General features: G+C 36.6%; 23 protein-coding genes and 1 other RNA gene. 17 read left to right on the top strand and 7 right to left on the bottom strand.

Features of this window, described 5'->3' with window-relative positions:
* The first annotated feature begins 168 nt into the window (after positions 1–168).
* The 3 genes from hisS to JEM45_RS02740 all read left to right on the top strand — a co-directional run bounded on the left by hisS (position 169) and on the right by JEM45_RS02740 (position 3,983).
* Positions 169–1,431, top strand: a complete 1,263-nt coding sequence (gene hisS / locus JEM45_RS02750; protein WP_026866481.1) for a histidine--tRNA ligase — start codon at positions 169–171, stop codon at positions 1,429–1,431.
* Positions 1,432–3,192 carry an aspartate--tRNA ligase gene (aspS, locus tag JEM45_RS02745; protein WP_198687709.1) on the top strand — a complete coding sequence of 587 codons (1,761 nt, stop codon included), beginning with the start codon at positions 1,432–1,434 and terminating at the stop codon, positions 3,190–3,192.
* Positions 3,193–3,263: 71 nt separating this feature from the next.
* Complete coding sequence (locus tag JEM45_RS02740; RefSeq protein ID WP_198687708.1) at positions 3,264–3,983, top strand: YwaF family protein; 720 nt, start codon at positions 3,264–3,266, stop codon at positions 3,981–3,983.
* A gap of 82 nt (positions 3,984–4,065) precedes the next feature.
* Here the strand turns inward: JEM45_RS02740 and JEM45_RS02735 are convergent, their stop codons facing one another.
* The 3 genes from JEM45_RS02735 to JEM45_RS02725 are packed head-to-tail and all read right to left on the bottom strand — an operon-like array spanning position 4,066 to position 6,387.
* The gene (locus tag JEM45_RS02735; protein ID WP_198687952.1) at positions 4,066–5,718 is read right to left on the bottom strand and encodes a b(o/a)3-type cytochrome-c oxidase subunit 1; all 1,653 of its coding nucleotides are present in this window, start codon (positions 5,716–5,718) and stop codon (positions 4,066–4,068) included.
* Positions 5,719–5,734: 16 nt separating this feature from the next.
* On the bottom strand, positions 5,735–6,226 hold the full coding sequence (locus JEM45_RS02730; RefSeq protein WP_198687707.1) for a cytochrome c oxidase subunit II: 492 nt from the start codon (positions 6,224–6,226) through the stop codon (positions 5,735–5,737).
* 8 nt (positions 6,227–6,234) lie between these two features.
* Positions 6,235–6,387, bottom strand: a complete 153-nt coding sequence (locus tag JEM45_RS02725; RefSeq protein ID WP_198687706.1) for a cytochrome c oxidase subunit 2A — start codon at positions 6,385–6,387, stop codon at positions 6,235–6,237.
* A gap of 119 nt (positions 6,388–6,506) precedes the next feature.
* On the opposite strand from JEM45_RS02725, the gene JEM45_RS02720 reads away from it, so the two are divergent.
* On the top strand, positions 6,507–7,202 hold the full coding sequence (locus tag JEM45_RS02720; protein WP_198687705.1) for a Crp/Fnr family transcriptional regulator: 696 nt from the start codon (positions 6,507–6,509) through the stop codon (positions 7,200–7,202).
* Between the two features lie 59 nt (positions 7,203–7,261).
* Positions 7,262–7,456: non-coding RNA, 6S RNA (gene ssrS / locus JEM45_RS02715), on the top strand.
* Between the two features lie 68 nt (positions 7,457–7,524).
* Here ssrS and JEM45_RS02710 read toward each other — a convergent pair.
* Complete coding sequence (locus JEM45_RS02710; RefSeq protein ID WP_198687704.1) at positions 7,525–8,796, bottom strand: replication-associated recombination protein A; 1,272 nt, start codon at positions 8,794–8,796, stop codon at positions 7,525–7,527.
* An 82-nt stretch (positions 8,797–8,878) separates the two neighbouring features.
* On the opposite strand from JEM45_RS02710, the gene JEM45_RS02705 reads away from it, so the two are divergent.
* Positions 8,879–9,295: an RrF2 family transcriptional regulator gene (locus JEM45_RS02705; protein WP_198687703.1), complete on the top strand. Its 417-nt coding sequence runs from the start codon at positions 8,879–8,881 to the stop codon at positions 9,293–9,295.
* 65 nt (positions 9,296–9,360) lie between these two features.
* On the opposite strand, the gene JEM45_RS02700 is transcribed toward JEM45_RS02705, so the two are convergent.
* Together JEM45_RS02700 and JEM45_RS02695 are read right to left on the bottom strand one after the other, a co-directional pair.
* Entirely contained in the window at positions 9,361–11,046 is a 1,686-nt protein-coding gene (locus JEM45_RS02700) for an ABC1 kinase family protein (protein WP_198687702.1), read from the bottom strand.
* A 75-nt stretch (positions 11,047–11,121) separates the two neighbouring features.
* Positions 11,122–12,474, bottom strand: coding sequence for an aspartate kinase (locus JEM45_RS02695; protein WP_198687701.1), 1,353 nt, complete (start codon positions 12,472–12,474; stop codon positions 11,122–11,124).
* Positions 12,475–12,620: 146 nt separating this feature from the next.
* Here JEM45_RS02695 and JEM45_RS02690 point away from each other — a divergent pair, with 146 nt between their 5' ends.
* The 3 genes from JEM45_RS02690 to thrB are packed head-to-tail and all read left to right on the top strand — an operon-like array spanning position 12,621 to position 15,764.
* Positions 12,621–13,832, top strand: a complete 1,212-nt coding sequence (locus JEM45_RS02690) for a homoserine dehydrogenase (protein WP_198687700.1) — start codon at positions 12,621–12,623, stop codon at positions 13,830–13,832.
* Positions 13,832–14,893: a threonine synthase gene (gene thrC, locus JEM45_RS02685; RefSeq protein ID WP_198687699.1), complete on the top strand. Its 1,062-nt coding sequence runs from the start codon at positions 13,832–13,834 to the stop codon at positions 14,891–14,893. The genes JEM45_RS02690 and thrC overlap by 1 nt, the downstream gene beginning before the upstream one ends.
* A gap of 1 nt (position 14,894) precedes the next feature.
* Positions 14,895–15,764, top strand: a complete 870-nt coding sequence (gene thrB / locus JEM45_RS02680) for a homoserine kinase (RefSeq protein ID WP_026866470.1) — start codon at positions 14,895–14,897, stop codon at positions 15,762–15,764.
* Between the two features lie 44 nt (positions 15,765–15,808).
* Here thrB and JEM45_RS02675 read toward each other — a convergent pair whose 3' ends face one another.
* On the bottom strand, positions 15,809–16,810 hold the full coding sequence (locus JEM45_RS02675) for an LLM class flavin-dependent oxidoreductase (RefSeq protein WP_026866469.1): 1,002 nt from the start codon (positions 16,808–16,810) through the stop codon (positions 15,809–15,811).
* Between the two features lie 122 nt (positions 16,811–16,932).
* Between JEM45_RS02675 and JEM45_RS02670 the strand changes: the two genes are divergently transcribed.
* From JEM45_RS02670 to JEM45_RS02635, 8 genes are all read left to right on the top strand, one after another.
* On the top strand, positions 16,933–18,066 hold the full coding sequence (locus tag JEM45_RS02670; protein ID WP_026866468.1) for a cysteine desulfurase family protein: 1,134 nt from the start codon (positions 16,933–16,935) through the stop codon (positions 18,064–18,066).
* 29 nt (positions 18,067–18,095) lie between these two features.
* On the top strand, positions 18,096–19,199 hold the full coding sequence (gene mnmA, locus JEM45_RS02665; protein WP_026866467.1) for a tRNA 2-thiouridine(34) synthase MnmA: 1,104 nt from the start codon (positions 18,096–18,098) through the stop codon (positions 19,197–19,199).
* Positions 19,199–19,843, top strand: a complete 645-nt coding sequence (locus tag JEM45_RS02660; RefSeq protein ID WP_166626613.1) for a tetratricopeptide repeat protein — start codon at positions 19,199–19,201, stop codon at positions 19,841–19,843. The genes mnmA and JEM45_RS02660 overlap by 1 nt, the downstream gene beginning before the upstream one ends.
* A gap of 5 nt (positions 19,844–19,848) precedes the next feature.
* Positions 19,849–22,209: an SF1B family DNA helicase RecD2 gene (locus tag JEM45_RS02655; RefSeq protein ID WP_198687698.1), complete on the top strand. Its 2,361-nt coding sequence runs from the start codon at positions 19,849–19,851 to the stop codon at positions 22,207–22,209.
* 243 nt (positions 22,210–22,452) lie between these two features.
* Positions 22,453–25,080 carry an alanine--tRNA ligase gene (gene alaS, locus JEM45_RS02650; RefSeq protein WP_198687697.1) on the top strand — a complete coding sequence of 876 codons (2,628 nt, stop codon included), beginning with the start codon at positions 22,453–22,455 and terminating at the stop codon, positions 25,078–25,080.
* A gap of 59 nt (positions 25,081–25,139) precedes the next feature.
* Complete coding sequence (locus JEM45_RS02645; protein WP_198687696.1) at positions 25,140–25,403, top strand: IreB family regulatory phosphoprotein; 264 nt, start codon at positions 25,140–25,142, stop codon at positions 25,401–25,403.
* Positions 25,396–25,827, top strand: a complete 432-nt coding sequence (gene ruvX / locus JEM45_RS02640) for a Holliday junction resolvase RuvX (RefSeq protein ID WP_166626617.1) — start codon at positions 25,396–25,398, stop codon at positions 25,825–25,827. The genes JEM45_RS02645 and ruvX overlap by 8 nt, the downstream gene beginning before the upstream one ends.
* On the top strand, positions 25,824–26,135 hold the full coding sequence (locus JEM45_RS02635) for a DUF1292 domain-containing protein (protein ID WP_370545384.1): 312 nt from the start codon (positions 25,824–25,826) through the stop codon (positions 26,133–26,135). Before ruvX ends, JEM45_RS02635 begins: the two co-directional genes overlap by 4 nt.
* The last annotated feature ends 31 nt before the right edge of the window (positions 26,136–26,166 follow it).

The following is a 26,166-nucleotide window of genomic DNA, read 5'->3' as shown; positions in this document are numbered from 1 at the left end:
GCCGACACTTTGCTCATACATCTGAAAATCAGCGGCAACAACCGTTATCTGTCTTGAGAGTACGATACTCGTACTGAACATAGGGTGGCACCACGACCATTTCGTCCCTTATACCATTTTTGGTATAAGGTTTTTTTATATTTAAATAATTTATTTAGGAGAGATATTATGATTCAAGTACCAAGAGGTACCCAAGATATTTTACCGTCGGAATCTTATAAGTGGCAGTTTATAGAAAAAAAACTAGCTGAAGTTGCTAAAAGTTACAACTATAAAGAAATTCGCACGCCTGTCTTCGAATCAACTGAACTTTTTGTCAGAGGTGTCGGTGGATCAACTGATATTGTCAATAAGGAAATGTATACCTTCCAAGATAAGGGTGATCGTAGTCTAACATTACGCCCTGAAGGTACTGCTCCCGTGGTGAGAAGTTATATAGAGAATAAGATGCAACATGATGTTGAACAACCCACAAAACTTTATTATTTAGCACCGATGTTTCGTTATGAAAGAAAGCAAAAAGGTAGATATCGTCAATTCGTTCAATTTGGTATAGAAGCAATTGGTGTAGAGGATCCATTAATCGATGTTGAAGTCATCAGTATGTTGATGAATATTTACCAATCATTTGGATTGAAAAAGCTTAAGCTTAAGATAAATTCAATTGGTGATATCGATTCAAGAAATGAATATAATAAAGCCTTGGTTGAACACTTTTCTCCAAGAATTGGTGAGTTTTGTAGTGATTGTCAAAGCAGAATTAACACCAATCCGATGCGCATTCTAGACTGTAAGAAGGATAAGGACCATGAACTTGTTCAAACTGCTCCCAGAATGTACGATTATCTAAATAACGAATCAAAAGCATACTTTGAGGCAGTAAAAAACAAACTAGATGATTTAGATATCGAGTACGAAGTAGATTATAATCTCGTCCGTGGATTAGATTACTACACGCACACTGCCTTTGAGTTAATGAGTGATTCTGAAGGATTCGGAGCCATAACAACTTTATGTGGTGGCGGTCGCTATAATGGTCTCTTAGAGCTGTTAGATGGTCCACAAAAAACGGGTATTGGCTTTGCCTTAAGTATTGAACGTCTACTCCTAGCCTTAGAAGCTGAAGGTATCACAATTCCAGATGAAAGTGGCATTGAATTATATATTTGTACAATGACTGATGAAGCGCGAGATGTTGCAAGTACTTTACTTCACAAGCTTAGAAAAAACAATATTAGTGCAGAGATGGATTATGAAAATCGTAAACTGAAAGCACAGATGAAAGACGCAGACCGAAAAAATGCACGCTATACCATCGTCTTAGGTGATGATGAGTTAAGTAGTGAAGCGGTTGATATCAAAGAAATGGCTACTGGCGATAGTAAAAATGTGAAATTCGACGAATTAATACAATTTTTGGAGGACCAATAAATGACAAGAATATTTTCAAATGAAGTGACCTTAGACAAGGTTGGTGAGCAGGTTCATATACAAGGATGGGTACAAAAGCGTCGTGATTTAGGTGGCTTAATTTTTATTGATATGCGTGACTTAAAAGGACAAGTGCAGGTCGTCTTCAACCCAGATGTGTCTCTTGAAGCGCTTAAGATTGCAGATACAATCCGCACAGAATATGTGGTGAGTATTCATGGTGAAGTAATCAAACGAGATGAATCTCAAGTGAATAAAAATATTCCATCTGGTGACATTGAAATTTTAGCGAGTGACATTGAAATCTTAGCAAAAGCTAAGACGCCACCGTTTCAAGTGAGCGAAGACAAGGTAAATGAAGATACACGGTTAAAATATCGTTATATTGACCTCCGTCGTCAAAAACTACAAAATATTTTACGTACGAGATATAAAATTAATAAAGCTGTCAGAGATTTCTTAGATAAAGAAGATTTCATGGATATTGAAACACCTGTTTTATCTAAATCATCACCTGAGGGTGCGAGAGACTATCTTGTACCTTCTAGAGTACATCCAGGAGAATTTTATGCACTACCACAATCGCCACAAATCTATAAGCAACTACTTATGCTGTCTGGTTTAGAAAGATATTACCAGATCGTTAAATGTTTTAGAGATGAAGATTTACGAGCAGACCGTCAGCCAGAATTTACACAGATAGACATTGAAAAATCATTTACTAACATTGAAGATATGATTGAGATGAATGAACGGTTAATTCAGTTTGTTATGAAAAAGGTTAAGAATATTGATGTGCCTGCACCATTTAGCCGAATCACTTATGATGAAGCAATGGCGAGATACGGTGTAGATAAACCCGATACACGTTTTGCTTTAGAACTACAAGATATTAGTGATTTTGCTAAGACATCAGACTTTAAAGTATTCTCTTCTGCAGTGGAAAGCGGGGGTAAGGTGAATGCTTTAGTACTCGAAGGCCAAGCTAAAAACTATTCACGTAAGGATATTGATAAGCTTGAAGCTTTCGTTAAAAATTACGGTGCTAAGGGTCTCGCTTGGTTGAAGGTCAGTGAAGAAGGACTACAAGGTCCAATTGCAAAATTCTTTGATGATGAAAGTCAAGCGGAATTATTTAAAAAACTTGACCTTAAAACTGATGACCTTGTTCTATTCGTTGCAGATAAAACATCTGTTGTACATGCAAGCCTAGGAAACTTAAGAAATAAATTAGGTAAGGATTTAGGATTGATCGATCCAGAACAATTTAATTTCATTTGGGTAACCGACTGGCCATTACTAGAATACGACGAAGAACTTGAGCGTTATTTTGCTGCCCACCATCCATTTACTTCACCTAGAGAAGAAGATATTAACAAACTAGAAACAGCACCTGAAGAAGTAAAAGCAAACGCCTACGACATTGTTTTAAACGGCTATGAACTCGGTGGTGGATCGATTCGTATTTCAGACTCAAGTCTTCAAGAAAAAATGTTTAAAGCACTTGGATTTACTGATGAGGAAAGAGACAGACAGTTTGGTTTCCTAATTGAAGCCTTCCAATATGGTGCACCACCACATGGTGGTATTGCTTATGGGTTAGACCGCTTTGTAATGCTATTAACAGGATCTGATAATATCAGAGATGTTATTGCCTTTCCTAAGACGCAAAATGCAAGTGATTTAATGATGCAAGCACCTTCTGAAGTTTCTAAAGCTCAATTAAAAGAGTTAAATATTGATTTAGACATTGGCAAATAAGACGAAAATTGTTTACACTTAGACTGAGATGAATTCATCTCAGTCTATTTTTAAAATTATGGAGGCGGGGAATGCAAACATTTGTTGATCCAAATGCAGCGACAATTGAACTCGGCAGTTTAGAGCACATCATTTATTTGATTGGATTTGCTTTAGTTATTGCATTTTTAATCGAGAACAGATGGCGGGTAAAAAAAGAACCTAAAAAGGCAATGGTGATTATATTGTCATCTGCCGTTTTACAGCGTGTTCTGAGCGTCATTTACTTTGTCGGATTCACTGATTATTCATTAACTGAGTCCTTACCATTGCATATTTGCCGCTTAGTTTGTTATTTGATTATCATTCAGTTCTTTGTAAACAAAGCTTGGTTGGATCAAATTATTTTTTATTGGGGAATTTTTGCCTATGCATCATTCATTTATCCTGTAGGCATTTCATCACCATTCCACATGCTTGGTGTCACATTCTTTATCCTGCATAGTTTAATTATCGTATATCCATATATCAGATATGCCATTTATGGCTTTGTACCAAATATCAAAGGTGCAATAATTTCTGCATTAGGTTTTATGGTATATATGACAAGTGCACACTTATTAAATAAATTAATTGGCAGTAATTACTTCTACACTATTGACAGACCATTCTGGCAAGACTTAGGAGAGTTCGAATATTATATTATTACACTTTCTGGTGTGATGTTTGGTTTTGTTATTGTTGGCATACTGATACAATCAGTTATACCAATGTTCCGTTACATTACAAAAGGTCGATTAAAAGAAAATTAAAGTTTATTTATGAAAAATAATCAGGCAAAAAAAGTGGTGTGAACATCTAATTGTTTAAGATGTTCACACCATTTTTATTTTACTACCATAGCTTAAAGCCTTTAGCACCTGGAATATTTTCAGTAAACATTTGTGTGATAGGTACCGTGTAGGCAATTAGTACTAAAAAGGCTGTAATTATAAAGAGCAGTCTCCAATTATCGACCCATCTGACTGGAGAATCATTCTGATCAAGGAATTCTGCGACAGGAAATTCTTCGATTTCATCTGTTTTTGGTCCAGTAATCAATTTCAGGAACATTAATATAGCGATAATAATTGCGATGAATAAGAAAGAACCCCCCACGGCTTGCATAACCTGATAAGTAATCCATTCTTCTGCGACTGGCGCACCGCCGTATTCAGAGAAGGTTGAACGACGTGGTGCCCCTCTTAACCCTGCAAAATGCATGGCTGCTGACATGATACCCATACCTAGTGCCCATGTGTAAGCGAGCATCAGTCCCAGTCTGTTCGCAATACGGTCGATTTTATGTCCTGTAATATGTGGAAGTAAAAATAACATTGCTGCGAAGTAGGTGAGTACGACAGGAGCACCTACTGTGATGTGGAAGTGACCCACAATCCAAATCGTATTGTGTACCAATTGGTTCATTTGACCAGATGCATTAATAATACCACCAAGTCCACCTGGAACGAAGAAGAGCATACCTATAAATACCAGCACAAATCGCGCATCTGACCAAGGTAATTTTTTAAACCAATCTAATAAACCAGTGGCGCCTTTGTTACGTCCATATGTTTCAAAAACAGCAAACATACTAAAGGCAGTCATTAAGGATGGTATAATAACCATGAAAGTTAGAACAACTTGTAGCCCTTTCCAAAATGCATCAATACCTGGATCAACGAGTTGGTGGTGAATACCAACTGGGATACTAAAGAATAAGAATAATACAAAAGCAAGACGCGCAAGTTTATCTGAGAATCCTTTTGTACCTAATATTTTTGGCATTACTGCATACCATACCATGTAAGCCGGTAAGAGCCAGAAGTAAACTAAGGCATGACCAAAATACCAGAATAAAGTACGACTTAGTGTAATATTTATTGTCTCAACCCAACCAACGGACCAAGGAATAAATTGGAAGAGTACTGTTGATGCGACACCTATAGTACAGACATACCACATTAAGTTATTTACAGCTGTCATGTAGCTAAGTAAAGGTGTCTTTTGTCCTTTATTCTCTTTACGCCAACGGAAGTAACGCATCATTTGGCCTAAAGCAGACAACCATGTACCAACAATAACTAGTGTTAAACCAATATAGAAAATAACATGTGCTTGTAGCGGTGCATAAAAAGTATATAAAACTGAAGCTTCATTAGTCGCAATCATCACCGCGGCCATAAGCGTACCAACAGTCATTACCCAAAAGCCAATCCAACCGAGTCGACGTTCTTTATTGTTTAACGGACCTGCAGTTCTTGAAAGCGCAGCAATTTGGAAGCCCATTATAAAGAAAAATGTCATAACTAAGGCAAGGATAACACCGTGTAATGTTAAAAGTTGATAATAACCGATACCAAAAGGTAATTCGAATTGACCTGAACGTACTAAGGTCTGCAGGAGACCAGCAGATCCACCGATAAGTAGGGCGAATGCAACCCAAAACATGTTTGCTAAAACAAGTTTACTATCTTTAGAATCGACCTTAGTGTGTGGTGCAAACATTCGATCAGTTGTGAAATTAGTCATTCGTTGTACCTCCATCTACGATTTTTAATTTAGATGTCATATCAGCATGACCGACACCACAATATTCGTTACAGAGTATTAGATGTTCACCAGGCTCATCAAAGGTCATATCATATGTTGAAATTAGACCAGGTTCAGCCATCATATTGATATTTGTACCAACGACTTGAAAGCCGTGTACAACATCTGGACTTGTGACATGCACTTTAACTTTGGAACCCACAGGAATTTCAACTTCACCTGGTTCATACATAAAAGCACTCGCAACAAAGTATAAATCGTAATCATGATCTCCAGAAGTTGCCTCAACGAGTCCGGGCTCTTTAAATCGCTCATCATCTCTGACATGTTCAGGATTTATAGTTTCAATACCACTTGCTGCAGGTGTGTGCCCACCATGGACTGCAGATATACCTAAAATAATTAAAAATAGCGCAAGAGAACTGGTCCCAAGCGTAATCCAAATTTTCTCAAACTTATGCATGTGTTAACCTACATCCTTTCCATGAATAAAATAAATGCACCGAACCAACTGAGTAACATTAAACCCCCTAGAAAAAGTACCATCATAAATGTGCCTCTTAAATCCATATTGTGATGGCTATCTTCTTCGTTCTTTTTGTCTAAATTTTTCTTCTCAGTCATACTTTCACCTTCTTTACGAATGTTTTCTATACATAAATTGTAAGCGAGTAGGCCTCAGAAAAAAGTGATATTTGTCACACTTTATGATAAAATTTACTCAAATGACTGGAGGTTAAATTATGATGAACAATACAATTTTTTATCCTGACCAACTCATTAGTCTTATAGAAACTCACGGCTCAAAAATGAGCTTTCACAAAGGTGATTATATTTATCATCCAGGTGATGAAACAACCTACATATACACCATAAAAAAAGGACAAGTATTTATTAGTCGTATGCAACCAGAAGGTGTTGAATTGGCCACAAATTTAATTAGTGAAAAAGGCATATTTGGTGCTGTAACACTCTTTTGTGGACCTAAAGTTCATGCAACTTACGCTAAGGCAAAAGTAAATACAGAAATCTATAAGATTTCTAGAAAGAGATTTGAGACACTAATATTAGAAAATGAAGATATAAAAACAGAGTGGATGCACTGGGTAGAGATTGATCGACAACGCTCAATTACTAAAATGCGAGACAATATCATGTACGGTAAAATTGGGGCACTTTGTTCAACTTTAATTCGCTTATCCAATTCATTTGGTGAAGAGACTGCAAAAGGGATTGTAATTAAAACAAAGATTACGAACCAAGAGATGGGGCAAATGTGTGGCACCTCTAGAGAGGTCGTCAATAGATTATTGAGAGAATTAATTCAGCAGGAATTGATTACAATAGAAAATAAAGTAATTACAATACATAACATCGAAAAACTACGACATATGATCAATTGTGAAGACTGTCATATAGATGTTTGCCAAGTATTTTAAAGCGCTTTCAGACTTTTTAGTTTACTTCTATATATTTTGTGGTATTATTATATTAATAGAAATTCCTGAAGAGTTCGTGACGTGTTGAATTATATTTTGACCTAACACCTTTTTAAACGGGAGCCTAATTGGTTTTCCTTCGAAAAACATGCCTATGAACGTAATAGGACGTTTGGAGTCGGGAACAGGGCACCCACCTGCAAATAGCAGGCCAAAATAATCAACAATAACACACGGCTCATGTTGGGTATTTCGGTAGCCACCAAGTTTTCTTGGTGGTTATTTTTTATGAGAAAAAGCAGTGTGGATTTTCCACACTGCTTTATTTATTTAAATTTTTAAGTTTGTGATAGGTTTCAGTTAAAGTTTGCTCGTACTTACTAATGCCATCATCTTTATAATATCTCTTTTTCTTAATCGCATCAGGTAGATATTGTTGACTAACAACATGGTTAGGATAATCATGTGGGTATTTGTAGCCAATGGCATTACCTAATTCCTTAGCACCTTTATAATGTCCATCCCTTAGATGACGAGGTATTGCACCTGTTTTTCCTTTACGTACGTCAGATAATGCCTGATCAATACTTGTAATTGCTGTATTTGATTTAGGTGTTAAGGCGAGCTCAATTACAGCTTGTGACAAAGGAATACGTGCTTCTGGAAAACCTAGTCGTTCTGCAGCAATTATCGCATCAAGAGTTCTTGATGCGATGTTTGGATTTGCAAGGGAAATATCTTCATAAGCAATGACGAGTATACGTCTTGCAATTGTAACCAAATCACCAGCTTCAATTAAACGTGCTAGGTAGTGCAACGCTGCATCGACATCGCTACCACGAATAGATTTCTGTAAGGCGCTCATTATATCATAATGCATGTCACCGTCTTTATCGTGTAAGAATGCTGATTTTTGCATACAATCTAAGGCATCTTGCAAGGTGATATTAACAGTACCATCTTCTTTGTTAGAACTTAAGGCAGCAAGTTCTAGGGCATTTAAAGCACTTCTTACATCACCATGTGAAGAGGAAACAAAGTGTTCAATTGCATCGTCTTCAATTGTTATATTTAAATCAGCCAAGCCACGTTCACTATCGTTAAGTGCTCTCTGGATTGCGGATTTAATATCTTCTGTTTCTAATGGATTTAGTTCAAAAATTTGAGTTCTTGAGCGAATGGCAGGATTGATTGCATGGTAGGGGTTGGATGTGGTCGCTCCAATTAAAATAATCGTACCTTTCTCTAAATGTGGTAAGAGAAAATCTTGTTTAGCCTTATCCAACCTATGGATTTCATCTAAGAGTAAGATGACACTACCGCTCATTTTTCCTTCTTCTGCAACAATCTGCATATCTTTCTTAGTATCCGTCACTGCATTTAAAGTGCGGAATTTATATTTAGTTGAACCAGCAATGGCACTTGCGATGCTAGTCTTACCAATACCCGGTGGGCCGTATAAAATCATTGATGACAGTCTTTTTGCGTCGACCATACGTCTAATAATACCACCCCGACCGACAAGGTGGTTCTGACCCAAGACTTCATCAATATTCTGTGGGCGCATTCGATAGCTTAACGGTTGGTTATTCATAGTTTTTCACCTTACTTTAAAGATATGTTATATTTAATTATAATATAAATTCTTTATGAACTTAAATTTTAGAGGTGTAACAATGAAAATATCCACTAAAGGTAGATATGGATTATATTTTATGCTGACATTAGCGAAAGATTACGGCATAAAAAAACGTAGTGTCAAATCAGTAGCAACAGAAAGAGATATCAGTGATTTATATCTAGAACAGATTGTTGCTAACTTAAAGAAAGATGGCTTAGTTAAAAGTACAAGAGGTGCGTATGGGGGATATGAACTAAATTATCCACCAGAAGAAATAACAGTAGGACAAGTGTTCTCTGCAGTAGAAGAAAATGTCATGGTAGTTGATGCCGATGATCATGAAAGTAAAAATGAAAGTTTCCTGTGGAAACGTATTGGTAATGCTGTTAACGATGTTTTAGATCACACGACCTTACACGATATTATCGACAATGATACAGATGAATTTGATGGATATATGTTTTATATCTAGGTATATTTAAATATTAGTGGCCGTTAGATTAAATAATCTAACGGCCATTTTTATATACCTATTCTTTAGAACCTACCTGATTTAACGATTGACCAGAGTAGCCAAATAAACATGCCCATTGCAAAAATTGCTGCGATTTCAATGATAGGTATTCTAAAAATAATACTACCTTCACCGAGTATAGCTGAGCCGACTATAAGGCCAACCATAATAATACTAAAGGCAAGTAAAACAATAGAGAAACTAAGTCGGTTTATGACTCTATCTAAATGTTTTGAAAATTGGGAACGTCCTTTAACATCAATTTCAATCGGTAAATTAGAATTTTTTAAACCCTTAGAGAACTGGTGCACATTAGAAGTTACATCTCTAAGTTCTGTACCAATTTGCTGAAGCTCATCGACTTGAAAGTCTATTAAGTTTTTAGGATTATATCTTTCAAGTAATAAGGCCTTACCAAACGGTTCAGCAACGTCCATAATACTAAAGTCTGGATCTAGCTTACTGACGACACCTTCTAAAGTTAAGAGTGTTTTCGCTAGTATTGTGAAGTCTTGAGGTAACTTAATTTTATACTTATTTGCAATGCCAAATAGATCATTGACTGCATCTGAGAAATTTAATTGGGATAAGGGAACATCATAGTATTTATCTCGCATGATTTCTGCTTCACGATTTAATTTCTTCATAGAAACATCAGCTGGGACAACTCCCATTTTTACGATAGATTTAACAACACCTGATGCATCTTTTTTCATTAATGAAATCAGTAAAGAACCGAAGTTATTTTTTAAATCACTCGTCAAGCGACCAACCATTCCAAAGTCTAAAAAGACGAGGCTACCATCATTTAACACACTGACATTACCTGGGTGCGGATCACCGTGAAAATAGCCATCTTCAAATATTTGTTTGAAAATTGACTTAGCTAGTGTGTCCGCCACCTTACTTCGGTCAATATTTAATGCATCGAGCTTGTCGAATTGGTTTATCGGTGTGCCTTTTATAAAGTCCATCATTAAAACTTCTTTAGTCGTATAATCCCAATGAATACTAGGGATGATTACACGACTGTCATGCTTATGAGTTTTACTAATGCGTTCCATATTTCTCGCTTCAATCGTATAATCTAATTCATTGATTAAAGCAGTTGAAAATTCATCGATCATATCGGTTACTTGATAGTTTCTTGCCCACTCAAGATTTGACTCAGCAAGTGTTGCTAAATGCCTGAGAATTTCAAGGTCTGTGCGGACGGTCTTTTCAATATTCGGTCGTTGCACCTTAACTGCAACATCTTCACCACTTAATAACATTGCCCGGTGAACTTGACCAATTGAGGCAGACCCGACTGGATCTTCATCAAAAATCATAAATATTTCATCCATTGGAGCGCCGAGTGCATCTTCAATTATCGTCTTCACCTTGTCACTCGGAAAACTTGGCACGTGACTCTGTAATTTTTCAAGTTCTTTAATGAGCTCTGGTGGGAGTAAGTCACCACGTGTAGAAGCAATTTGACCTAGCTTAATAAAGGTGGTCCCCATCGATTCGATAAACAAGCGAATTCTCTCTGCATAGGTTAATTCTTGAACTTCATCATCTTTTTGACGAATTAGTAATCTTTTTGGTAGGGAAATTACCTTATCTAGGCCGAGCTCCTCAATGATATAACCAAAGCCACTTTTTGAAATTGCAATGGCAATTTCTCTGTAGCGATTAATGTATGACACACGGGTTTGCAGACTCATAAACCATCACTCCTATATGAAAAAACGCTTAAGTCTATTATAGAATAAACTAAAGTAATAGTTAAAGTATAGGACTTAGAAAAACTGATTGAATAATGCTTTAATCGCAGGGACATGATCCTGTGATTGTATGGCAAACATCATACTATATTCAGTCGAACCTTGATTCATCATACGTATATTTATATTGTTGTCAGCAAGTGCGGTAGTCACTCGCTGAACGGTTCCGACCTGCCGAGCCATACCAAGTCCGACAATGAATAAGAGGCTAAGGTTATCTTCAACTTCAATCCATTCAGGCTCTAGTTGTGTGTCGATATCTTTAATGACACGTTCTAAATTGTCGTTACCTGTAAATTGATTGGAACGTATGATGATAGAAATATCATCAATTCCTGAAGGCATATGCTCATAAGATATGTTGTAATCCTCAAGTATTTGTAAAATTCGCTTTGTAAATCCGACTTCCTTGTTTAAAAGATACTTGTGTAAGTTTATAGAAATAAAACCTTCATCACATGAAAAACCAATTATCGGAACTTTTGGATCTAAAGCTCTTTCGGCAACGATTTTCGTTCCTTCAACAGTTGGATCATTTGTATTTCTAATCATGACAGGTATTTTTTCCTGATAGAGCGGCTCAAGCGCTTCATCATGGAAGATACCAAAACCTGCATAGGCTAATTCTCGCATTTCTTTATAAGTGATTTCTTTAATCTTATAAGGATTATCTATAATACCTGGGTGTGCTGCAAAAATATAAGACTCATCCGTATAGTTCTCATAAATATCTGCAGATATACCTCGTGCAATAATCGCACCAGTTATATCTGATCCACCTCTGGCAAAAGTGATGATGTCATCATATTCTGAATAGCCAAAGAATCCTGGAATAACTAAGACATCTTCCTCATAGTCTTTAAGTTTTTTAATTTCATCATAAGATGATTTTAGTAAGCGTGCGTTAGCAGGTGTATTTGAAACGATTATACCCGCTTCTTTTGGGGAGACGTACTTACTCGATAAGCCGAGCGTATTGAGGTATGTACTAATTAATTGAGCATTGAAATCTTCACCAGATGATTTCAGTGCATCGAGTAAATATGCTTGTTCTTCTATATTGTCTAAACGGTCATTTAAGATTGTTTCAAAACTTTCCACTATCTTTGACTCTAGTGAGAGTTCTTCTGCGATTGAACGATAACGATCCATAATCTCATCTATTATCTTAGAAGTATCCATATTTGCGACCTTATTCGTATAAAGTGCAATAAGTAGATCTGTGACTTTAACGTCATCATCAAAACGTTTACCAGGCGCACTAACAACAATGGTTTTAATGTCAGGGTCTTCTTTAACGATTGCTGCAACTTTTTTTATTTGACTTGCATTTGATAAGGAACTACCACCGAATTTAGCTACTTTCATAATTAACACCTTTTTTTATATATTTTAATTAGTTTATTATATTACAAGAAAAGTTTAGAAAAGTGTAGAGTTTTCTGAATAATGTCTTGAAATTTTTTCAAAACGCATCTAATATGAGAATCTATAATAGATTATTGGAGGTCATTATGGAAAAGAAAATTGCCTTACTTGGAATGGGCACCGTTGGTAGTGGTGTGATCAAACTATTCAGAGAAAATGAAGACTTGATTAAAGAAACAACAGGTCTTACCTTTACCATTACACACATTTTAGTGTCTGATACGAAAAAAGTAAGAGACGTAGATGTATCAGACATTCATGTGACCGATAATATTGAAGAAATTAGTTTAGATAACATTGATTTAGTCGTTGAAGTGATGGGTGGTATCGATGATACTAAAGACCTTTTACTACAGATTTTAGAATTAGGCATACCTGTCGTCACTGCGAATAAGGATATGTTGGCAATACACATAGATGAACTTGAGGAAAAAGCTATAGAAGCGAATACTAAGATTCTTTATGAAGCGGCAGTAGCTGGTGGTATTCCAATTATCAATAGTATGAAATATAACTTGAACAGTAACAAAGTTAATAAAGTAATGGGAATTTTAAACGGTACGACAAACTATATGTTAACTAAGATGAGAGACGAGGGTTGGGATTATGAATTAGCCCTTTCTACAGCTCAAGATATTGGATATGCAGAAGCAGATCCTACAGCAGATGTTGAAGGTATAGATGCCGGAAGAAAAATCTTATTGTTAGCAAGACTAGCCTTTCATAAGAAATTTGACTTCAATCAAGTCACAATGTCTGGTATATCTGGTGTGGATATTAAAGATGTTAACATCGCTAAATCTAATGGCTTTACTTTAAAGTTACTTGGGGTAGCTGAAGCGGTAAATGAGGTTTATCACTTATCTGTTTCACCAATACTGATATCAAATAACCATCAACTGAGCAGTGTTAAAAATGAAAAAAATGCAGTGTACATTACAGGTAATGGCATCGGTGAAGCAATGTTTTATGGACCAGGTGCAGGGAGTTTAGAGACGGCCTCAGCAGTTCTAAGTGACATGATTAACGTCTTTAATATCGATGTGAATCAATTAACTTTACCTACAACGACTGCTGTTATTAATAATAGCATAGTTGAAGCAGATTATTACATTCGTTTTAGTGAAGACATTAAGACAGTTCAAAATGTTCTAGATGGTGAAAACGTTTCATATGAGATTTTAGATGATAAAAACTCTGTTTGTATTTTAACAGTTGATGATGAATCATCTTTTATAACAGTTACAAACAAGTTAACATTAAAAGTTTCATACCAAATATTAGGGGCTGATTTATAATGGCATGGCAAGGTCTAATTAAAGCATTCGGAGCATATTTACCAATTACAGAACAGACACCTCAACTCACTTTATTTGAAGGTAACACGCCTTTAGTAAAATTAGAAAAAGTTTCCGATACTTTAGGCATCGATTTATATGCTAAATTCGAAGGTTTGAATCCTACAGGATCATTTAAAGATAGAGGTATGGTACTTGCAGTTGCAAAAGCTAAAGAAGAGGGTGCACACACTGTAATCTGTGCGTCTACAGGAAATACTTCAGCTTCAGCTGCAGCCTATGCAGCTCGGGCAGGACTTAATGCAATTGTTGTGTTACCTGAAGGTAAGGTAGCAGCAGGGAAAATATCACAAGCGATGATGGCTGGTGCGAAAACGGTATCTATTGATGGTAATTTCGACGACGCCTTAAAAATTGTGCGTAAGATCGCTCTGAAAAATGAGGGTGTAGAATTAGTAAACTCCTTGAATCCATACCGTATTGAATGTCAAAAGACTGCAGCTTTTGAAGTGGTTGATGAATTAGGGAAAGCACCAGATTATTTAGCAATTCCGGTCGGTAATGCAGCTAATATTGCTGCTTATTGGAAAGGATTTAAAGAATACCATGAACAAAAACAATCTGGTTTACCAAAGATGTTTGGCTTTGAAGCAGAAGGGTCAGCTGCAATTGTTAAAGGGAAAGTTATTGAAAATCCAGAAACAATTGGTACAGCGATTCGTATCGGTAATCCAGCTTCCTGGACTAAGGCTGAAAAAGCGAGAGATGAATCAAAAGGTAAAATTGATGCTGTAACAGATGATGAAATTTTATCCGCTTATAAATTAGTTGCACAAACTGAAGGTGTCTTTTGTGAACCAGGGTCCGCAGCTTCTCTTGCAGGTGTCATAAAATCAGTGAATAACGGGTCAATTGAAAAAGGCACAACAGTCGTTACTGTACTTACAGGAAACGGACTTAAAGACCCAGATACAGCGATTGATACAGCTATGGAAAAACCGAAGAAACTACCATTAGATGAACAAGCGATTGTTGATTATATTGAGAGTTTAGGTCAATAATATGAGCGAGTTATCATTCAAAGTACCCGCATCAAGTGCTAACTTAGGACTCGGCTTTGACTCAATCGGTGTTGCAGTTGATCTGTTTTTAACTATTGAAACCACTTTAGCAGATGCGTTTAAAGTGGAATTTAAATCTAAAGAACTAGAAGTATTGCCATCTGATGAGACCAATCTAGTCTTTGAAACTGCATTAAAAATAGCGAAAGATTATAAGCGAACATTGCCACCAATCCATATGATTATGGATAGTGATATTCCACTTTCACATGGCTTAGGATCTTCTTCTAGTGCAATAGTTGCAGGAATAGAAATTGCAAATCATTATTTAGACTTAAATTTAAGTGACCACGAAAAAGTACTAATCGGCTGTCAGATAGAGGGACACCCAGATAATGTGGGCCCATGTATAACGGGCGGTGCTTTTGTGGGCTACTACTTAAATAATGAATTGTATTATTATCATATCGATATTGGGGAACTTGGAATAATTATTAGTGTGCCGGATTATGAGATTAATACTATTGAGGCTAGAGAAGTATTACCAAATGCCTATACAAGAGTAGAGGCAGTGGCGCAAAATGCCCTTGCCAATGTGATGATTCTCGCACTACAAAACCAAGATTATCAGTTAATGGGTCATTTAATGATGAAAGATAGCTTTCATGAACCCTATAGACAACCATTAATTCAGGAATTTGAAGAAATTAAGGAAATGGCACTCAAAAATGGTGCCTTAGCCACAGTAATCAGTGGCGCAGGGCCGACAGTTCTAACATTAGTTGAAGAAAATGATACAAGGGCTGTTTTAAAACACCTACAAACTATTCACTCCTGTGAGCATAGAATTGTGAATGTCTATCAGAAATAAAAAATGTGCACCTGACTTAAAATCAGGTGCACATTTGTCTTTTATTAAAGTTTGTTATATTCGCTTGCAACCTCAGCAAACAGGTCGTAGGATTTTAATAATGCATCCATATCATAAATATACGAAGCAACAATCAACTCATCTACATTATATTTCTCTTGGAATTTTTCTAAACTCGCCATCGCGTCCGCCTTGTCACCTAAGAACTGAATTGGGAACTGCTGCTTAATCGTATTTTCTTCCATTGGTGTCCATAATCCTTCCATGGAATCAACAGGTGGTTGAAGTTGTTCTCTTTTATTTCTAATTAGTCCAATAATAGTTTGGTAATGTGTCGTTGCTAGATGCTCTGCTTGAGACGTCGTTTCAGCTAAAATAGCATTAACTGATGCCATTTTATACGGTTTGTCGAGTTGGGCACTCGGCACAAAATTATTTTCATATATAATAAAGGCTTCATTCATCTGAGCAGGTGCAAAGTGTGAAGCAAAGGCATAAGGTAAGCCGAGTTTCGCCGCAATGTGGGCAGAGTCTGTTGAAGAGCCCAATACATATAAGGGGACGTTTGATCCTTCACCTGGATATGCAACTAAGGCAGCCCCGTTATCCGCTAGGTAACGACGGAGCTCTTCTATTTCATCTTTAAATGAAAATACACCTTCGTGATTACTGCGTCTAATTGCATTAGCAGTTAACATATCTGTACCTGGTGCACGACCAAGCCCTAAGTCTAAACGATCACCAAAAATTGCATGGAGTGTACCGAACTCCTCTGCAACAATATAAGGAGAGTGGTTAGGTAGCATGACCCCTCCAGATCCTACTCTAATCTCATCAGTATTTTGTAAGATATGTTGGATGAGTTGTCTAGTCGCACTGGATGCAAGAGATCTCATATTATGATGTTCTGAAATCCAGTATCTTTGATAGGCTGTTTTATCCACATGTTTAGCTAAAGTAATCATATCTTCAAAAGCACCTGTAGCATTAGAACCTTCTCTTACAGGAACTAAATTTAATACAGATATATTAATGTTTTTCGACATTTGTGAACCTCCATGAATTTATATTATTTATTACATTTTCTTATATCCAAACAGAAAAGTATAAATATCTGCTCGAACATGATAAAATCTATAAGAATTATGTATGAGATAAGAGGGATAGTATGTCAATTTATGTAGATTATGCAGCGACAACACCAATTGATGAATCAATATTACAAGAGATGCTAAATAATGCGGATAAGTTTGGAAATCCATCAAGTATTCATCGGATTGGTAAAGAAGCGAAAGCTTTTTATGAACAATCACGACAACGAGTTGCCAAACATCTAAATGCTAGAGCTGACGAAATTGTCTTTACGGGGAGTGCCACGGAGGCGAATAATTTTGTCATTCGTGGGATTAGTGGTTTTTATGAAAAACCTCATATTATTACAACGAACGTTGAACATGCTTCTGTTAAGGAAACTTTTGATGATATAAAAGAGAATGTTGATATTACTTATTTGAATGTCAACGAGACAGGTTTAATAGATGTCGATGAGCTAAAGGCCGCACTTAGACCAGAAACAAAGCTCGTCTCGATAATCATGGTAAACAACGAAACAGGTACGATTCAACCTGTTGAAGCGATCGCGAATGTCTTGAATGAAACTGATGCTCTTTTCCACATTGATGCAGTCCAAGCATTTAAGCAACTACCTATTGATGTTAAGGCATTATCTTGTGACTTCCTCACCTTAAGTGGACATAAATTAAATGCGCCTAAAGGTATAGGTGTCTTATATGTGAAAAACAATACACATATTAAACGCATGATTACTGGTGGCTCCCAGGAAAGGGAACGTCGAGCGGGTACCGAAAATACTTTATATGCTTATGCAATGAGTTTAGCGGTAGAAAAGGCAGCTGAAAATAGAGAGAGAAATACAGAGCAACTTAATCTATTAAAAGATTCATTCATTAAGTCACTAGAAGATGATAAGGTGCCATTTGAAATCAATGGAGACATTTCTAATCAGACAGGACATATATTGAATTTATATTTCCCGTGGAGTGAATCGGAATACTTGTTAACTGCCTTAGATATGAAAGGTGTATATGCCTCTGGTGGCTCAGCTTGTAATGCGGGTACAGTCGTCCCCTCACATGTTATTACAGCCATGTACGACAAAGACCGTAGCAAGCATTCTTTACGTTTTAGTTTCTCAGAACAACTATCCCCCTCAGATATAAAAACAGTCTCGAGCGCTTTAAGTAAAATATATAATAATTTAAATGAAAACGGCTTTATTTAAGCTAAAGAAAAAGAAAGGAAGATTTACAAATGTCTAATAATGACACAACTGTAGTCGTTGGTATGAGCGGTGGTGTAGACTCTTCAGTCACAGCGAAACTCTTATTGGAACAAGGCTATAACGTGATCGGTATTTTTATGAAAAATTGGGATGATACAGATGAGTTTGGTGTATGTACAGCAACTGAGGACTACGAAGATGTGAGGTTGGTTGCCGAAGAAATCGGTATACCATACTACTCTGTTAACTTTGAAAAGGAATATTACGACCGTGTATTCCAGTATTTCCTCGACGAATATAAAAAAGGACGTACACCTAATCCAGATGTGATGTGTAACAAAGAAATTAAATTTAAAGCATTCTTAGACCATGCAATGAAACTTGGAGCAGATTATGTAGCAACTGGTCATTATGCTAGAGTTGAGCATGATGGTGAAAATGTACGTATGCTTCGTGGGGTAGATAATAATAAAGATCAAACTTATTTCTTGAATCAATTATCTAAAGAACAACTTTCTAAAGTGATGTTTCCACTCGGTCACCTTGAGAAAAAAGAAGTGCGTGAATTAGCACATCAATACGATCTAGCAACTAAAGATAAGAAAGATTCAACAGGGATATGTTTTATCGGAGAAAGAGACTTTAAACAATTTTTAAGTAACTATTTACCAGCAAATCCGGGAAGAATGATTAACTTAGAAACTGGTGAAGATAAAGGACGTCATGATGGCTTAATGTACTACACTATAGGACAAAGACAAGGTCTTGGTATTGGTGGAGATGGTGGGCCCTATTTTGTTGCAGGTAAAAACCTAGAAACAAACGAATTGTACGTTGTACAAGGTGATGGGTCGAATGCCTTAACTTCAACGAGACTACTTGCAAGTGAAGTGAACTTTATAAACCCAGTTGAAGATACTTTTGAAGCAACAGCGAAATTCCGCTATAGACAAAAAGATGTGCCGGTAACTGTTAGAGTGATGGGCGACGATCAGATAGAGGTCACTTACGATTCAGCAAATGCTGTCACACCAGGTCAAGCAGTTGTACTCTATGACGGTGATACTGTAATTGGCGGGGCGACGATTGATTCAGTATATAGAAATGATGAGAGATTGGAGTATCTGGCTTAATGTTTGCATATAAGACGCTCATTGAAAAAGGGGACTATGAAGCAGCTTTAGAAGAAATTTTTAAAGCGATAGATGAATCTCCAAAAGAAGACACACACTATATAAACGGTGCCGTTGTTTTGTCAACTATAGGTAAAATAGAAGAAGCAGAACGTTTTTTACAACAAGCACTAGTGATTAATCCAGATAGTTTTAGTGCCTTATATACGCTTGGTAATTTATATTTTGATGCTGAGCGTTATAATGAAGCAAGAACAGTTTATTTAACTGCTTATGGTAGTAAAATGGATGATGGAGATTTAAATTTCATGCTAGGTCGCACACACGTCAATACCGGTGAAATTAAAATGAGCATCCCATTTTTTGAAAAAGCATATCAAAGCATGCCAGATGACACAGATTTATTGTTTAACTATGGTTTAGCATTGTGTCAAGTCGAACAATATGTACCTGCGGTTAAACTATTATCTGCAGTGACAGAAAAAATCGATCATGCAGATGCTGAATATAATCTAGGACTTGCAATATACATGCTAACTGAGGATAAGAGTAAGGCAACTGAACATTTTAAGAAGGCGACTGAAATTCAAGCAGATCATCATCTAAGTCATCACGCCTTAAAAAAATTTAATGAGTTGGAGTAGATTCTATGGCTGATCACGGACAAACTTCAATATATGACGAACTTTATATTATCGGTGATGTGGACCGCGTTATCTTCATGAGCGAAGATTCGCGGTTTCATGTATTGAAAGTTAATATTACAAAGACAAATACTAAGTTCCGTGATGATGGTATAGTCACTGGATTCTTTCATGAAATTGAAGAAGGTGAAAGTTACCGTTTTGTTGGTAAGGTAACAAGCCACCAAAGATTTGGTGAGCAATTTGCAGCAGATAGTTTTCATAAGGAAATTCCAGATACTAATGAAGGGCTGATTCAATACTTCTCTAGTGATAAGTTTCCTGGTGTAGGAACTAAAACAGCAGAAAAAATTGTTGAAACGCTTGGTTTAGAAGCCATTAGTATCATTACAAATGATGACGATGCTCTAAATAAGGTTAAGGGTTTAACAAAACAAAAAAGACAGATGATAACTGATACTGTTAGACAGTCTAACCTATCAGATGAAGCTTATTTGTTGATGATTAATTTAAATATAGAACCATCTAAGCGTTCTAAAATTATTGATACATATAAGAGTGATACTTTAAATATATTGAGAAATCACCCTTATCAACTCGTCAGTGATATCTTTGGCATAGGTTTTAAAAAGGCTGACCAAATCGCATTGAATTCAGGTATTAATGCGGATGATCCAGAGCGCTTGGTTGCTGGTGTCATGTATACGATTAGCGATGAAATCAATGCGGTCGGTCACACTTATACGACTGTTGATTTAATACAAGATAAAACCCTAACACTCTTAAATACATCAAAAAATTACTTTACCAAGAGTGATATTGATGTGGCGCTTGAGACCTTAGCTTTAAACAAGAAGCTAATCTTAAAAGATCAACGTGTCACTATGCCGAATATCTATCATTCTGAGTATAAAGCAGCGAATAAGCTTTCTCATATTATGGATTTTAAAATCGATGAGATTGATGTGGATGAAGCTAGACATACCATTAAAGAAATCGAAAAATCATTCGATATAAATTATAGTGACAAACAGCGAACATCGATATTAAATTCAATCACTGAAAAGGTTTCGATAATTACGGGGGGACCGGGTACTGGTAAAACAACAATAGTTAAAGGGATTATCGCCCTGTATAAGGAAATGTATGACTATAAAAATTTCAGTGAATATGAAGATGGGGAATATCCTATTAAACTTGCGGCACCAACAGGTCGTGCAGCGAAGCGGATGGCGGATACTTCAGGTATAGAAGCGAAGACGATTCACAGGATGATCGGCTGGGGTCAAGATACTGAAGCTGACGAGATTTTAGATAATGAGATTGATGCAGAATTAATAATTATTGATGAAATGTCCATGGTCGATACATGGTTATTTTATCAGTTGATGCAAAATGTAATGCCACATACCAGACTCGTTTTTGTAGGAGACAGTGACCAATTACCGTCAGTTGGTCCTGGTCGAGTATTTAAAGATTTAATTAAGTCTAATGTTATAAATACGACAATTCTCGACACAGTTTACCGTCAAGGCGAAGGTTCGTCTATCGTTAGTCTTGCATACGATATTGCTAATGGTAATCCTATGAATATCACAGATAAGTTTAAAGACAGGGTGTTTTTCCCTGCAAATGCGAACCAAATTGTAGAAGTAGTAGATAAGGTCGCTACAAGAGCTGTTGAAAAGGGTTATGACATGAGAGATATTCAGGTACTTGCCCCGATTTACAGAGGACCTGCAGGCATTAATACCCTTAATCAACTACTCCAAGGTATTCTAAATCCTGAAGGTGACGACAAAACCGAAATAGAATTTGGTGATAAAGTATTTCGTAAAGGTGATAAGGTCATTCAACTTGTTAATCGAACAGAAGATAATGTATTTAATGGTGATTCTGGCATAATTTCCAACATCTTTTTAAAATCCGACGGCGAAACTGACAAGGACAAAATTGTCGTTGAATTTGAAACTGGACATATCTCCTATGAAAGAAAAGATTTGATGGAGCTTTCACATGCCTACTGTACGAGTATTCACAAAGCACAGGGTAGTGAATATCCTATTGTCATTATGCCTATCGTCTCTAGTTATTACCATATGTTGTTGAGGAACATTGTATATACAGGTATTACACGTGCAAAGGAGTCCTTGGTCTTATGTGGGGACCCTAATGCTTTTTACAGTGCAATTAATAGAGAAGGAATAGAAAGAAATACGATGTTAGAGGAATTTCTAAGAACGTATTGTAAAACCTTTTTACAACCGACAGCCTTGCCAGACTATCTAACGGAAGAAGTCGTCAACAAAGAATTAGTAGATCCAATGATTGGCATGGAGGGTATTACCCCGTATGAATTTGTTTGACACTTAAACCTTAAGATTTTATAATTGATTTAAATTTACTGGAATTTTAAATATACGGATTGTTTTTTTAGAGACATTGCGGTTGGTGCAAGCAATGAGACCCCGTCTATGTGCTACTTTCCAGTTATACTAATAATGCTAAAGTGATGACTATGTCATAAACTGGGTGGTACCGCGGTAACTATCGTCCCTTTTTTACAAGGGACGATTTTTTTATTTTATAAAATAACAGGAGTGATAATGATGAAGAAGTTAACTGGTAATGAAATTCGTCAGATGTTTTTAGATTATTTTAAGTCACATGATCATATGGTAGAACCAAGTGCGTCACTAGTACCTGTCGATGATGATTCACTATTATGGATTAATTCAGGTGTCGCAACTTTAAAAAAATATTTTGATGGTCGTACAGTGCCTACAAAACCGAGAATCGTTAATGCACAAAAGGCAATCCGTACAAATGATATAGAGAATGTTGGATTTACAGCTCGTCACCATACTTTCTTTGAAATGTTAGGGAACTTTTCAATCGGTGACTATTTTAAAAAAGAAGCAATTATTCGTGCCTGGGAATTTTTAACGCATGAAGATTGGATTGGTTTCGATCCAGATTTACTTTATGTGACGATTCACCCGGAAGATATCGATGCTTATAATCTATGGAAAGATGTGATTGGGCTAGATGAATCACGAATCATCCGTATTGAAGGGAACTTCTGGGATATAGGAGAAGGCCCTTGTGGACCAAACAGTGAAATCTTCTATGACCGTGGTGAAGCTTACGATACGACAAGCCCAGAAAGCGAAATGTATCCTGGTGGAGAGAACGAGCGATATCTAGAAATTTGGAACTTAGTATTTAGTGAGTTCAACCATAATAAAGACGGTTCTTATACACCACTTCCAAAGCAAAATATTGATACGGGTATGGGCTTAGAGCGTATTACGAGCGTTATTCAAGATGCGAAAACAAACTTCGATACTGATTTATTTACACCAATCATTAAAGAAATTGAAGTGGTATCTAAGAAAGACTACGGTGTAAATGATACTTACGATACTGCATTTAAGGTCATTTCTGACCATATTAGAACGGTTGCATTTGCGATTGCTGATGGCGCACTACCATCGAATGAGGGACGTGGTTATGTCCTCCGTCGCTTAATTCGTAGAGCTGTGAGATTCAGTAAAGACTTGGATATTAACCAAGCCTTTATGTACCAGTTGACGGATGTTGTAAGTGAAGTTATGGGTGGGTTCTATCCAAATGTTTCTGAGAAAAAAGACTTTGTAAAAGAAGTTATTAAAGGTGAAGAGGAACGGTTCTTGCAAACACTTGATGAAGGTATCAAAATCTATCAAGGATTACGTGATCGTGCTAAACAAACGAATGGTGTGATTGATGGTAAGGATGCATTTAAACTTTATGATACTTACGGCTTCCCTTATGAGTTAACAGTAGAATATGCCGCCTTAGATGGTTTAACAGTTGATGAAGCAGTGTTCAATGAAGAGATGGCTCAACAAAAAGAACGCGCAAGACAAGGTAGAAAGAGCGGGGACTCTATGCAAGTGCAGTCTGAAACCTTCCATAGCATTACCTCCCCAAGTGTATTTAAAGGTTATGAGACCACATATGTTGAATCAACTTTAGATTATATTGTAAAAGATGATCAACTCGTTGATTCAGTTGAAGAAGGTAAAGTTGAAGTCATATTCAGTGAAACTCCATTCTACAGTGAAAGTGGTGGACAAATTGCAGATACTGGTATTATTTCTAACCAGTTTGGTAAAGCAGAGGTCGACTACGTTTACAAGGCGCCAAATGGTCAAAATGTTCATGTGATTAATGTTGTAGAAGGTCGCTTAACCAAAGGAGAAAGTTATCAACTTCAAGTAAACACAGAAAAACGCCGTTTTGTAATTAAAAATCACACTGCAACTCACTTATTACACCAAGCATTGAAGGATGTTATTGGTGAACATGCCAACCAAGCGGGATCACTTGTACAAGCTGAACGTTTACGTTTTGACTTCTCTCATTTAGAGTCGATATCTAAGGCAGATTTACAACAGATTGAAGACATTGTAAACGAAAAAATCTATGAAGGTTTAGATGTTGTTATTAAAGAAATGCCAATCGATAAAGCGAAAGAGCTTGGTGCAATGGCGCTCTTTGGTGAGAAATATGGTGACATTGTACGCGTGGTAAATATAGATAATTATTCAGTCGAACTATGTGGTGGGATACACGTTGGTAATACTTCTGATATCGGTGTATTTAAAATTGTTTCAGAAAGTGGTATTGGCGCCGGCATTCGTCGTATTGAAGCAGTTACAAGTAAATTTGCAGTCAATGTCTATAAGGAAGAAGAAGATAAACTATCACAAATTGATCAATTACTAAAATCAAAACCAGAAAATACGGTTCACAAACTAGAAACACTATTAACAGATAAAAAAGAATTACAGATTGCTTATGATGGGTTAAAACGTGAACTTCAAGAAACCAAACTCAATGATTTATCTGCATCAACAGTTGAAATTGACGGTATCAATGTAATTCGCCAAGAAGTTGAGGCATCAAATGCCAAAGAATTACGTGAACAAATGGACGTCATAAAATCACAAAATCAGGATGCGGTTATCGCGCTTAGTGCAGTAACGGGTGACAAAGTATCACTAGTTGTCACTGTGCCTAAGGAATTGACAGAAAAATTCCATGCTGGACAAATTATGAAGGGCATGGCTGAAATTGTAGGCGGCAAAGGCGGCGGCCGTCCTGATATGGCTCAGGGAGGGGGAACAAACCCTGAGAGTATAACAGCAGCATTACAATTTGTTGAAGAGTATATTAAAGATAATGTATAAAACGCTGTAAAATGTTATAATATGAACCAAATATAGATGTATGAATAGGAGTGCTTTTAGTGGACCAGTTCGATAAAACTATGAAGTTCAGTGTAGATGAACGTAAGGAAGAGAACGTTAAAAAAGTCTTAACTAACGTTTATAACACTTTGGAAGAACGCGGCTATAATCCTATTAATCAAATTGTCGGTTATCTGCAAAGTGGTGATCCTGCCTATATTCCTCGCCATAATGAAGCACGTAATCAGATTAGACACGTTGAACGTGATGAGATTATGGAAATTTTAGTGAAGAATTATGTCGACAAAGAGATAAATGGTTAGAATTCTCGGGCTCGATGTAGGCACAAAAACAATTGGTGTGGCCATTAGCGATGCTTTAGGTTGGACTGCTCAAGGACTGACTACACTAAAAATAGACACGCATCAAGATGATTACGGCATAGATGAACTTGTAGACATTGTTAAAAAGTATGAAGTAGATACAGTGGTTGTAGGTTTACCTAAAAATATGAACAATACGATTGGGGAAAGTGGAGAAAGATCTCAACATTTTGCCGAATCACTTGCTCTTGAACTCACAGATGTTAAAATAACTCTGTGGGATGAGCGCTTAAGCACGGTCGCTGCCGAGCGTTCATTACTAGAAGCTGATTTATCACGCAAAAAAAGAAAAGCGGTTATTGATAAGATGGCTGCAGTATTTATACTACAAGGCTACTTAGATAATCCGCATAAAGGAGCATGAATATGACGAGCGAGAATACAGAATTTAACAAAGAAGAAGAACTACTTACGCTTTATGATGAGGATGGTTCTGAAGTACTTTACAGAAAAATGCTCGAATTTTATCACCCAGAATTTGATAAGAACTACGTTATCCTTGCTGAAGAAGGAAACTTTAGTGACGAAGAAGAGGATATCGAGCTTATCCCAATGATTAACGTTCCCGATGAAGAAGGCGACGGCGGTAAATTCCTACCAGTGGAAACTGACGATGAATGGGACATGATCGAAGAAGTTGTAAACACACAAATGGATGATTACGACGAGTAATACCCTCCAGCTTCCAATAGAAATATTGGAA

Origin of the sequence: Jeotgalicoccus sp. ATCC 8456, assembly GCF_016313225.1 — a bacterium.
In the GTDB taxonomy this organism is placed as follows: Bacteria; Bacillota; Bacilli; order Staphylococcales; family Salinicoccaceae; genus Jeotgalicoccus; species Jeotgalicoccus marinus.
This window is presented reverse-complemented; position numbering and strand designations above follow the sequence as displayed.

Excerpts from the sequence above, each read along its gene's own strand:
- hisS (WP_026866481.1), top strand. The coding sequence starts at position 169 with ATGATTCAAGTACCAAGAGGTACCCAAGATATTTTACCGTCGGAATCT.
- aspS (WP_198687709.1), top strand. The coding sequence starts at position 1,432 with ATGACAAGAATATTTTCAAATGAAGTGACCTTAGACAAGGTTGGTGAG.
- JEM45_RS02740 (WP_198687708.1), top strand. The coding sequence starts at position 3,264 with ATGCAAACATTTGTTGATCCAAATGCAGCGACAATTGAACTCGGCAGT.
- JEM45_RS02735 (WP_198687952.1), bottom strand. The coding sequence starts at position 5,718 with ATGTTTGCACCACACACTAAGGTCGATTCTAAAGATAGTAAACTTGTT.
- JEM45_RS02730 (WP_198687707.1), bottom strand. The coding sequence starts at position 6,226 with ATGCATAAGTTTGAGAAAATTTGGATTACGCTTGGGACCAGTTCTCTT.
- JEM45_RS02725 (WP_198687706.1), bottom strand. The coding sequence starts at position 6,387 with ATGACTGAGAAGAAAAATTTAGACAAAAAGAACGAAGAAGATAGCCAT.
- JEM45_RS02720 (WP_198687705.1), top strand. The coding sequence starts at position 6,507 with ATGATGAACAATACAATTTTTTATCCTGACCAACTCATTAGTCTTATA.
- JEM45_RS02710 (WP_198687704.1), bottom strand. The coding sequence starts at position 8,796 with ATGAATAACCAACCGTTAAGCTATCGAATGCGCCCACAGAATATTGAT.
- JEM45_RS02705 (WP_198687703.1), top strand. The coding sequence starts at position 8,879 with ATGAAAATATCCACTAAAGGTAGATATGGATTATATTTTATGCTGACA.
- JEM45_RS02700 (WP_198687702.1), bottom strand. The coding sequence starts at position 11,046 with ATGAGTCTGCAAACCCGTGTGTCATACATTAATCGCTACAGAGAAATT.
- JEM45_RS02695 (WP_198687701.1), bottom strand. The coding sequence starts at position 12,474 with ATGAAAGTAGCTAAATTCGGTGGTAGTTCCTTATCAAATGCAAGTCAA.
- JEM45_RS02690 (WP_198687700.1), top strand. The coding sequence starts at position 12,621 with ATGGAAAAGAAAATTGCCTTACTTGGAATGGGCACCGTTGGTAGTGGT.
- thrC (WP_198687699.1), top strand. The coding sequence starts at position 13,832 with ATGGCATGGCAAGGTCTAATTAAAGCATTCGGAGCATATTTACCAATT.
- thrB (WP_026866470.1), top strand. The coding sequence starts at position 14,895 with ATGAGCGAGTTATCATTCAAAGTACCCGCATCAAGTGCTAACTTAGGA.
- JEM45_RS02675 (WP_026866469.1), bottom strand. The coding sequence starts at position 16,810 with ATGTCGAAAAACATTAATATATCTGTATTAAATTTAGTTCCTGTAAGA.
- JEM45_RS02670 (WP_026866468.1), top strand. The coding sequence starts at position 16,933 with ATGTCAATTTATGTAGATTATGCAGCGACAACACCAATTGATGAATCA.
- mnmA (WP_026866467.1), top strand. The coding sequence starts at position 18,096 with ATGTCTAATAATGACACAACTGTAGTCGTTGGTATGAGCGGTGGTGTA.
- JEM45_RS02660 (WP_166626613.1), top strand. The coding sequence starts at position 19,199 with ATGTTTGCATATAAGACGCTCATTGAAAAAGGGGACTATGAAGCAGCT.
- JEM45_RS02655 (WP_198687698.1), top strand. The coding sequence starts at position 19,849 with ATGGCTGATCACGGACAAACTTCAATATATGACGAACTTTATATTATC.
- alaS (WP_198687697.1), top strand. The coding sequence starts at position 22,453 with ATGAAGAAGTTAACTGGTAATGAAATTCGTCAGATGTTTTTAGATTAT.
- ruvX (WP_166626617.1), top strand. The coding sequence starts at position 25,396 with ATGGTTAGAATTCTCGGGCTCGATGTAGGCACAAAAACAATTGGTGTG.
- JEM45_RS02635 (WP_370545384.1), top strand. The coding sequence starts at position 25,824 with ATGAATATGACGAGCGAGAATACAGAATTTAACAAAGAAGAAGAACTA.